Here is a 10,477-nt window from a genome sequence, read left to right as displayed (position 1 = left end):
ACCCGGTAAACACAAAATTGCCGATAATATTAGAACTATTACAACAAAAAAATACCGGGTATCCCCGGTTCCAAATAGCTTCACAATCCACCAAACCTCATTTAAGTATTTGATTTTATTATCCTATATTTCCCATTCAATTTCAATTTCAAAAACAATGAAAAAGGGATCGGTAAAAGCAACCCTGTCACTTCGTTAGATCATATTTCCGGTATAATCACCAAAACTTTTTGGGAGGCATCATGGCCCTGGAATTCTACAAAGAACTACAAGAACACGCACAAAACCAGCCGGATCATCCGGCCATTATTGAAACTCAGGAAACTATTACCTACAAACAGCTTCTGGACCGGGTGGAGAGGTTCGCTGGAGGGTTGGATGCACTTGATCCCGGCCCCGAAAGCAAACTGGCCATTATGGGATTGAACCAGAGCGAAACTCTGATTTCCATGTTGGGAGCTTTTTTAAAGGGAGTACCAGTCGTTCCCTATAATTATTTGCTCACACCCGACGACCTGGTGTACATCACTCAGGATGCAGGAGTCGACTTGATGATGGTCAATCCTGCTTTCATCAAGGATGAAACCAGTCCTTTCTTTAAAAGTTTTCGCCACCGCATTCTTACCGGCCCTGAACAAGGCCATGATTTTCCCAAAGAAGCGACCCATTCTTTCACCACGTTTGTCGAACAAGGCGATCGGGAAAAAGGGAAAGTACGTATTTCCCGGCCCGATCAGGTACCAGATATGATTCTCTACACTTCCGGTACCACAGCGCGTCCCAAGGGAGTAGGACTGAATGAATCCCAGTTTTACGATAATACCAGTGGTGTTCGTGAACACCTGCCCTTCACTCCGGAAGACCGTGCCATTATGGCATTGCCGCTGTTTCACTCCTTCGGAAACATCATCGCGCTTGTGTTTTTAAGAGCTGGAGGTACTTTGATTTTGATTCCACAGTTCCAGCCAAAGTCAATTTTGCAGGGCATTACGGAACACAAGGCTACGGTGTTGCCACTGGTCCCAACAATCTATTCATTTCTGGTCCAGCTCTACCAGCGTGGAGAATACGATGCCACTTCCTTGAACTATTGCATATCGGGAGGAGCAGCCCTGCCCCATGCCTTATTGCACCAAGTCGAAAAAACTCTTGGTTGCACAGTGCTGGAAGGCTATGGCCTCACAGAAACCTCGCCGGTGATCGCTGTCAATACCATGCAGCACGGTAGTGTCGTCGGATCGGTAGGCCCGGTTCTCCCAAATGTTGACGTTAAAATTGTGGATGATCAGGGAAAAGAAGTTACACAGGGCGAGGTGGGTGAAATTCTGTGTAAAGCGCCAACCGTGATGCAGGGTTACTGGAAAAAACCGGAGGAAACTAAAGAAGTATTAACAGAAGATGGCTGGTTGAAAACCGGGGATCTCGGTCATCTGGACGAACAAGGGCGATTGTATATTTCTGCCGGGCGCAAGAAGGACCTCATCATCCGTGCCGGTGAAAATATTTCACCACTCGCCATTGAAAATGTACTCATGAACCACCCTGCCGTAGCAGAAGTTGCCGCTATTGGGGTTCCGCATGAACGAATGGGCGAACAGGTAAAGGTTTGTCTGGTTCTGCGGGAAGGAGCAGAGGCAACCATACAGGACCTGCGCAATTACTGTCGGGAAAAAATGCCTGCATTCATGACACCAGACAGCTTTGAATTATACGAGGCACTTCCCAAAACCCCGACGGGCAAGGTCTTGAAAACTCAACTCAGGGGAGAAGCTGCTAACACCTGAGTTTGATTCTATTCACTTTTTGGAGCTTGTATGTCTCAGGAAATGGACGAAAATCAGTTTCAAACACTAATAAAACTTGACCCTGGTCAACGCTACCGGTTCGCCATCCAAAAGTTTATTGAAACGGAGGAAGTGTGGAGCCTTGCGGAGGACCAGTTGTGGGCTGTAGGTCAGGACCCGATGGGCCGACAATTTCTGCCTATTTGGCCACATCCGGATCTTGCGAATCGTTGCCGCACAAACAACTGGACCGGGTATCATCCCAGAGTGATCACCCTAAAAGCCTGGCAGGAACGATGGATCTCCGGTATTCACAGTGCAAACAAATTTATCTCCGTCTTTCCCGTACCCAAAGCCGGTGCGGTGATGGTTTCCCCCGAACGCATGCGGCGCGACCTCGACGCACAAATGAATCTGGGGAATCAGTGACGCGCTATCCTCCTATTTGGAGACACAGCGGAAACCGAGTCCATCACTCCTGAAGTTGGGCCAGAAACCGGTGCGGTTTGATGTCCGAATAAAACCGGCTGTATTGTGCCAGCCACCCCCGCGAATAATTTTGTGATCCAGCGGGCGGGGTCCTTTCGGATTATCCTTTGGACTGTATCGGTAATAATTCGGATCCCACCAGTCACTCACCCATTCAGCCACATTGCCCGCCATATCGTGCAACCCTAATGGGTTAGGCGGGAATTTGCCTACCGGTGCAGTTGTCTCGTACCCATCGTCAATACTGGCAACACGAATATTGAGCGTACAGTTTTTATCGCAAAAGTTAGCTTCCTTGCCTTTCACCGTATCACCCCAGTAAAAATTGGTCGTGGTGTTACCACGAGCGGCATATTCCCATTCAGCTTCAGTGGGCAGACGGCGACCCACATTGGCGCAATAACGATCCGCCTCAAACCAGGTCAAATGCTCAACCGGTCTGTCTGCGCCAATCACTTGTGAAGGGTTGTCATCCATCACAGCTTGATATTGGGCCTGGGTGACCTCATATTTATCCATGTCAAAATCATTAAGGCAAACCTCATGGACGGGTTTTTCCAGGGGAGTGCCTTCCTTGTTGCCCATCTGGAAACACCCTCCCTTGATCTTGACAACTTCAGTCGTTCCACTTGTCCCACCCTTTGCAACAAGCGCACGATCAACTTTTAGTGAAAACTCCTGGACTTCCTCGTAGGCCCTTCTTAAAACCCCATCGTATTCTATGCGAACCACGCTTTGGGGTACCAGTTCCATCTTGTCGGTATTTTTAAAGAACAGTCGGTAATGGGGAATGGGCGCGTTGCCTTTTACATCAAGATAATTGCGCATGTTGTTTTTTGTACGCTGGGGCGGCAAAACGATTTCATCTACCAGTTCCGCCGGTTCACCTTCAGCTGAGTCAGGATAAAAAACTTTAACATTGCGACCGTTTGCAACCGGCATCGCCAGAATTTTATTCACCAGATTCTGAGACGCCTGGTACTGCTTGGTATCAAAATAGATTCCAGCAAGAGCAAACATCACCCGCCAGTTTTTGGGGTCTTTCTCCAGAATTTCTGAATAAAGTTTACGGGCTTTTTCCAACTCTTTTTTCCCAAGGGCATCATCCGCCGCACGGATCATGGCATCAAGTTTGACAGCATCCGCCGCAAAACCCGTTGTTGTCAGGAGTCCAGTCAGAGCCCACAAAGCAAAAGCTGCAGTATATAAACAGTTAAATTTTCTCATCCAGAGCATCAGGTCCCCCAGGATGTAAAGGTTTGAAATATGGAATGGGCGCAGTATATAACACTGTCCGCTTTCCCCATAATGGAATTGCCGGGGAAATAAGGTTTCATTCCAGTTTGAGTATCAGGGTTCCGGTTTATCTTCAGGTGGGGATTCAGACTTCTGAGGTTCCTTTTTTTTGGTCGGTTTAGCCTGTTTCAGTTTGAGTTCTTTCAATTCGTTCCAATCATCACCTTTGGCCCGTTTTTTCTGGAAGTTGTTACGACGGTCAAAAAAGTCTATTTCATCAATCATGGCACTTTTCCCAGGATTTTTTCCAAGAAAAACTTGTAATGAATTTGTCCTGAACAGTTTACAATGAGCTATCCGGTTTTTCCCAGAAGAGTTTTCCCCCTATATAGAAATAGTTCAAAAGGCTTCAGGTCAGAAGCAGCCCATCAAAACTCCTCCAGGTTTTCAATCTTTCTAAATCATCCAGGTCAACGCCACTATGCGCATAACACAGAACCAATATTTCAAAATAATATTTTACTAATCTGGTAATCATAATTTTCTGCTCCTTAAGTAACCAGCTAAACTTATTTTCCACAAATAAAATAATCTCTCGGACAGATTAAAAAGAGCGACATCGACATCCTTGAAAACAAAGGCGTTTTCCCCGATAATGACAGGCAGGTGATCCCGCCTTCAACCGCCGGCTCCTGACCGGCTCGAAACCGCCGTGGACCTTTCTTATATTATCGTCAATTATCGTAGCAGTCGCAAACTATTGCGCTGCCTGGAGTCCATTCGTGCATCAGAATTCTCCGGGGAAAAAGAGATCCTGGTGATCGACAACAGCGATGTCGATTCCGGCATCCCGATTGTCCGTGAAACATTTCCGGAAATTAATTTGATTCGAAATGAGGAGAATATCGGATTTGGCCGTGCCTGCAACCAGGCTGCAAAGTTGGCCACGGGTCGGCATCTGTTTTTCGTTAACCCGGATGCGACTCTGGACCCGCAAACCACAGCCAGCCTTTCCTGTTATCTGGACGACCATCCGAATGCAGGTGCTGCAGGTCCAAAAGTTTTAAACCAGGATGGAACTCTCCAATTCTCCTGCAGGCGTTTCCCTACTATCTGGTCGGGGCTTTTCAATCGTTATTCACTCTTCACTCGATTGTTTCCCAATAATAAATACAGCCGACATTACCTGATGTCTTATATGGACCATAATGCAACGCAAACTGTTGATTGGATCTCAGGCTGCTGTCTGATGGTAAAGAACGACGTGTTTAACAAAGCCGGGATGTTTGATGAAAAGTTTTTTCTTTTTATCGAGGATGTCGATTTGTGCAAAACCATCTGGGCAAATGGATTCGAGGTTGTCTACCATCCTGAAACATCGATCACTCACATCTCTTCAATGAACCAGCGCGCCTCGATCAATTCAATTATTAAACGACATCAAGGCATGAGCCATTACCACCGCAAACACATAAAAGGAAACATTTTAACCCGCACAATTCTTGACGGAATGATCACCTTGCGATGCGGCCTTCAACTTATGTTGAATTTTTTTCGCTGACTTAATTGCCCTATAAAGAAACACCCAAATATGATTGCCAACCACCCTATTTCAGGTCCTACCTTCCTCGCTGCGTATCTATTGACTCTGGTATTGTCAGGGGGAATTGCCTACACCACTATTGTGTTTTTGAAAGGGGATAGCCGTCTGGCCAAATTGATCCACACCCAGGTTAATACTGGCAAGCCCGGGGTGGTTTCATTTGGGGGTGTAGCGGTGATGGTTTCATTTTTTTTCACTCTTTGGACAGCCCCCTATCTGCTCAGCCTCCACCCGGATTACAACACATTATTCCTGGGGATCACCCTCGGCGGTGCCCTCATGTTTCTCCTCGGAATATACGATGATCTCGTGGTTGCACGACCCTGGACAAAACTCGTAGCGCAGATCGCCATCGCCATTGGTTTGTACTATTTCGGATTCAGGATTGACCGTATTGGGGACTGGTGGGAATTGGGACCGTTGTCGCCTGTGGTAACCGTTCTGTGGATCGTGGGGATTTCCAACTCCCTCAACCTGATTGACGGTAAAGATGGTCTTGCCGGCGGCCTGATTTTTCTTTCCTGCCTTACCTTAACCCTGGTTTATCTGGAACGAAAAATTTTTGGTCCTTCATTTTTATCTGTGATTCTATCCGGAAGTGTCTTCGGCTTTCTTCTATTCAACTATCCGCCAGCAAAAATAATTCTGGGAGACACAGGAAGCCTGCCATTGGGGCTGATTATTTCACTTGTAACTTTACTCCCACTGGCACAAGGGTTCACCGATGAAATTTACTACCTCATTCCTGTGGTAACGTTACTGGTTCCCATTACAGACACGATCTGGGCCTTTGTGCGCCGGGTAAGCAAAGGGATCAGTCCTTTCAGCCGGGATGCAGAACATTTCCACCATCGACTTGAACGGTTGGGACAAACACCCACCAAAACCATTTTCATATTGCTCGGTATTGCGTTCTATTTCGATCTCTGGTCATTGATTCCGGCCTTCAACATCAACCTGATCCCCAAGTTCACTCCGATTTTCTTTATATTCATCGTCGTCCACCTGGTTTTTCTGATCACCTGGCTGCGCCGCAAGGAGCGGGACCTGAAATCGTGACCCCATGAACAACGATCCGGGATCTCTTCATATTCGTAACTGGTTCACCCTTCTGTTTTTTTTATTGGCAGCAGGTTTCGTCTATCAAAACAGTTTTGAAGGTTCATTTCACTCCGACGATTACTCCTCCATTCAATACCATTCTGAGATAGAACAACCCGGGTTATTCTGGCGTTTTCCTCCTCACTATCGGCAATGGCTGACCACTTCCTATGCGCTGAATTTTGCCCAGGGAGGGCTTGATCCGTTTGGGTACCACGCAGTCAACCTGGCTCTCCATTTACTGACAACCTGTATGTTGATAGCCCTGATCCGATTGACCCTCAAGGAAGGGTCCGGTTGGACTGCGCAAAAATCTTACAGGGTTGCCTTAATTTCAGGAGCCTTGTTCGCCCTGCACCCGGTTCATACCGAAACGGTAACTTATATTTCCGGTCGCAGCAGTGGAATGTCGTCCTTGCTTTATATTTCCGCACTGTACTTTTTTGCGACTTCACAATTAAAAAGTAATCGCTATGTAAAAAAGGTTCTCGCGATATTCATGGTGTTCCTGACAGGAATGGGAGCCCTTTTAACCAAAGAAACCTGCCTGACCCTGCCCCTCGGCCTCCTGTTATTCGATTTTTGCTTCATGCAAAACAATTACTGGATGCCACGGTCAAACAGGTGGAAATTTTTATACGGACCTCTGGCCGCAGGCTCCGTAATAATTATTTTGATCTCTCCAACCTTTTCAACCCAGGTGTCAATCTGGTTAAACCGTATCCAATGGAACCTGATACTTGATCAATTGCCGGTGTTGACTTACGCATTCAAATTAATGTTCCTGCCCGTTAACCTGACCTTCGATTACGATTTTCCCCGAAACACTTTTCTGAGTGGATTCTTTAAAAACCTGGCGATCCTTTTCTGGGCGTTGATACTTTTTGCCGCCTGGAAATTTCGAAAACAAAGCCCTCCGGTTTTCACCTTCGCCGTGTTCTGGTTTCTGATCATTCTCTCACCCACCAACAGCATTTTGCCTCGCATGGATTTACTGAGTGAAAGAAATCTGTACCTGCCTTCGATCGGATTTTGCTGGTGGTGGGGCATGCTGTTCAATAGTCTTTTAGAAAAAAAATCCTCTTTTCGTCTGGTTCCAGTTGTAGCGTCTGCCCTGGCCATTGTGTGTCTTTGTTATGGATTATTAACCTACCAGCGAAACAGGGTTTATCTAAATGACATCACCCTGTGGCAGGATACCCTTACGAAATCGCCTAACAAAAGTGAAGTGCATTACTATCTGGCCATGGCACATTATCTGGCCGGAGACCCTGCCGCTTCACGGCTTGAAATTACGCGTTTGTCAAAGAAAGATCCATCCCTTGCAAAAAAAATCACTGCCTCCGTTGAGGAATCACAAAAACAACTGGAAAGCTACCTGAAGCTGCTGGAAAACCTGAAACAGGTCGTGCAATCGGACCCGGGTCAGTTCAAAATGTACGGGCAGGTTTACCGGGAACTGGCCGGGTTGTATCGAAACTCTGCCCCTTTATATTTCACCAGGCTTTTTATGGGAGCACAATTGGCCAACAAGGGCAGGTTGCAACCTGCGGAGGTCGAGTTCAGAAAAGCCTTAACGGCCCGCCCGCACCTGCCTCATGCACATCTTGACCTGGCCGCACTTTTTCTCCGAAGGGGAGAAACGGAGCAGGCTTTCAATGAAATGGAACGGGCAAAGGATAAAATGGACCTGTCTCCTGACCTGGTGCCTCGATGGCATCTCACACATTCCCGGATTTTTTTCAGCCAGAGACAATTCGAAGAGGCCAAACGAGAGGTGAGACAATTCTTAAAAACTGGATCCAAAAATAGTGAAGGATATTTGTTGCTTGGCGATATTGAGATGGCTCAGGGACACCCGGACAAGGCTATTGCACACTGGCAACTCGTTACGACCCCAAAACTAATAAAAGCTGAAGCCCTGTTTAAAACTTCAATGGTTCATATCCAGCAAAACAGGATCGCAGAAGCACAAACAGAACTCAAAAAAACCCTGCAATTATCGCCTTCAAACCTGGCGGCACGCTTTAACCTGGCCAAACTTATTCTTGAGCATGGAGGCGATAAAAATCTCGCACGTCACCATCTTGAAACCATATTAAAAAGCACATCGGATCAAAATAAAATCAAGATGGTTGAACTTTTGTTATCTCAAATCTCCGGGGAATATGCCCTCAATTAACACACCCAACCAGCATCGTCTGGTCTTTATCTTTATTGTGGCTGCCATCAGTCTTGGTGTCGCTCTGGGTTATTCCTCCGTCCTGCATTCTCCTTTCAATTTTGACGATGGATTGGTGGTCCTCAATAATCGGGCAATCCTCAATCTGGCTACTTTTTTCCAGCTCCACACAATTCACTATCGTCACCTGTTTTACCTTACCTTTGCTTTCAACTACCATCTGGGACAGGAAGATCCATTTGGTTACCATCTCTTCAACATTGGCGTTCATCTGGTCAACAGCCTGCTGGTCTTTGCCGTGGTTCGCATCACGGTAGAAAAAGGTTGCGACTGGGGTCGTAGTTCCGCGATGCGCATAGCCACACTCACCGCCCTGGTGTTTGCATTCAACCCGATCCAGACCGAAGCCGTGTCCTACATCTCCGGACGCACCAGTTCACTAATGGCTATGTTTTACCTGTTATCGCTGATGGGTTTTATCCAGGCAGAAACCCGACAAATCTCATGGAAAGGTCGAGTGTTCTGCTACAGCCTGTGTTTTCTTGCCGGCGCATCTGCTATTTTGTCCAAGGAAACCGCCATCACCCTCCCTGCAGCACTACTGCTTTACGATGTTTGTTTCATGCGAAACAAAAATTTTCGCACCTTTAAACCTCGCATCCTCTGGGTGTACGGGCCTGTACTCCTTTCAATCTCCTGTCTATTTTTCCTATCCCCGTCCATGTGGGAACATGTGGTTACCTGGTCACAAAAAATCAATCCGGGTTATGCCCTTCAACAACTGACGGTAATTCCATTTGGCGCAAAAATGGTCCTGTTTCCCATCAACCAGGTGTTCGACTATGACTGGCCTTATTCAAGCCTTTCAACCGACACCCTCCGTATCTTCAGCTCCCTGTTAGCCGTTGGTATTTTTTCAGGAATCTGGCTGAAACTTTATCGTGCCTTTCCACTGGCAGCGTTTGGAGTCGGTTGGTTCTTATTGATTCTTTCACCAACAAACAGTTTTCTTCCAAGAATGGATTTGCTGAGCGAGCGCAATCTATACCTTGCGTCTTTCGGATTACTTCTGATTGGTGCTGCTACTGCAGAGTGTGTTGGATTTGGTGCCCGTAGCAGCAAAATTGCGCGTCTGCTGGTCACCGTTTGCGCAGCCATCGTTGTGGTTTGTTTCATGACTTTGCTGATACACCGCAACGCCGTTTACGAATCAAATATTTCCCTCTGGGAAGACGCACTGAAAAAAAATCCGGGTAAGCCCCGTATTTATCACAACCTCAGTCATTTCTACACAGAAAGAAAAGATTTCGACAACGCCTTCATCATGTTGAAAAAACTTGCTGCATCAAACGCCACTCCCTATTACCGCTCCTATGCCCACACCAACCTTGGCAATATCTACGCTTTGTGGGGTGACATGGCGAATGCCGAACGGGAATTTGTTCAAGCCGTCCAGATCTATCCTCGTCTGCCTTCAGGCCATTTCAACCTCGGTGTTCTGTTTGCAACCCGGGGAATGGACAAAGAAGCCCACCTCTCTTTCAATCGGGCACGGGCGGCAAAAAAATATCATCCGCAGAAACATCTCCTTCCTCCAAAAATTGCGCTGTATCAGGGACGGGTACTGCTCAATCTGAAAAGGTACGACAGGGCAGAAAAAGAAGCCCGGAGATTCCTCAAGGAAAAGCCAAACCATATCGATGGCCAGTTGCTACTGGGTGAAATACTTGAAGAAGGCGGAAAGTCCCAGGAGGCATTGGACTGGTACCAGTCGATCCGAACAAAAATAAAAGAAAAACATCTTTCAGCCAGGATAGAAGCCTCCATTGCCCGAATTCACTTGAACCATGAGCAGTGGAAACAGGCCATTGGAGCACTTGAGCGGTCCTTAACTTTTGACCCCACAAATGGACCACGGCAATACTTTCTCGGAAAACTGTTTTGGGAACATGACAATAGAGCGAAAGCGGAAAAACACATACGCGAGGCATTGGCGCTTCATTTAGATCCTGCACTGACACTTGAAGCAGAGGCACTGCTGACCGAGATAGAGTCCGAATAAAGGTGTGGAAATTTTTTAAA

Annotated in this window: 7 protein-coding genes; 6 read left to right on the top strand and 1 reads right to left on the bottom strand. The window is 46.9% G+C overall.

Annotated features, from left to right (window positions below; translation table 11 throughout):
• The first annotated feature begins 242 nt into the window (after positions 1 to 242).
• Together G3M70_10030 and G3M70_10025 are read left to right on the top strand one after the other, a co-directional pair.
• On the top strand, positions 243 to 1,784 hold the full coding sequence (locus tag G3M70_10030; GenBank protein ID QPJ62191.1) for a long-chain fatty acid--CoA ligase: 1,542 nt from the start codon (positions 243 to 245) through the stop codon (positions 1,782 to 1,784).
• 30 nt (positions 1,785 to 1,814) lie between these two features.
• Positions 1,815 to 2,213: a DUF2750 domain-containing protein gene (locus G3M70_10025; GenBank protein QPJ62190.1), complete on the top strand. Its 399-nt coding sequence runs from the start codon at positions 1,815 to 1,817 to the stop codon at positions 2,211 to 2,213.
• 12 nt (positions 2,214 to 2,225) lie between these two features.
• On the opposite strand, the gene G3M70_10020 is transcribed toward G3M70_10025, so the two are convergent.
• Complete coding sequence (locus tag G3M70_10020; protein QPJ62189.1) at positions 2,226 to 3,509, bottom strand: SUMF1/EgtB/PvdO family nonheme iron enzyme; 1,284 nt, start codon at positions 3,507 to 3,509, stop codon at positions 2,226 to 2,228.
• A 712-nt stretch (positions 3,510 to 4,221) separates the two neighbouring features.
• Between G3M70_10020 and G3M70_10015 the strand changes: the two genes are divergently transcribed.
• From G3M70_10015 to G3M70_10000, 4 genes are read left to right on the top strand one after another with little or no spacing between them, the layout of a single operon-like run.
• Positions 4,222 to 5,070, top strand: coding sequence for a glycosyltransferase family 2 protein (locus G3M70_10015; protein QPJ62188.1), 849 nt, complete (start codon positions 4,222 to 4,224; stop codon positions 5,068 to 5,070).
• Positions 5,071 to 5,100: 30 nt separating this feature from the next.
• Positions 5,101 to 6,171: an undecaprenyl/decaprenyl-phosphate alpha-N-acetylglucosaminyl 1-phosphate transferase gene (locus tag G3M70_10010; protein QPJ62187.1), complete on the top strand. Its 1,071-nt coding sequence runs from the start codon at positions 5,101 to 5,103 to the stop codon at positions 6,169 to 6,171.
• Positions 6,172 to 6,175: 4 nt separating this feature from the next.
• The gene (locus G3M70_10005) at positions 6,176 to 8,395 is read left to right on the top strand and encodes a tetratricopeptide repeat protein (GenBank protein ID QPJ62186.1); all 2,220 of its coding nucleotides are present in this window, start codon (positions 6,176 to 6,178) and stop codon (positions 8,393 to 8,395) included.
• Positions 8,382 to 10,457, top strand: a complete 2,076-nt coding sequence (locus G3M70_10000; GenBank protein QPJ62185.1) for a tetratricopeptide repeat protein — start codon at positions 8,382 to 8,384, stop codon at positions 10,455 to 10,457. The genes G3M70_10005 and G3M70_10000 overlap by 14 nt, the downstream gene beginning before the upstream one ends.
• Positions 10,458 to 10,477 lie beyond the last annotated feature (20 nt).

This window comes from Candidatus Nitronauta litoralis, from assembly GCA_015698285.1.
GTDB classification, from domain to species: domain Bacteria; phylum Nitrospinota; class Nitrospinia; order Nitrospinales; family Nitrospinaceae; genus Nitronauta; species Nitronauta litoralis.
Note: the sequence above shows the minus strand (reverse complement) of the source record. Positions and strands in the feature narration are given on the sequence as shown.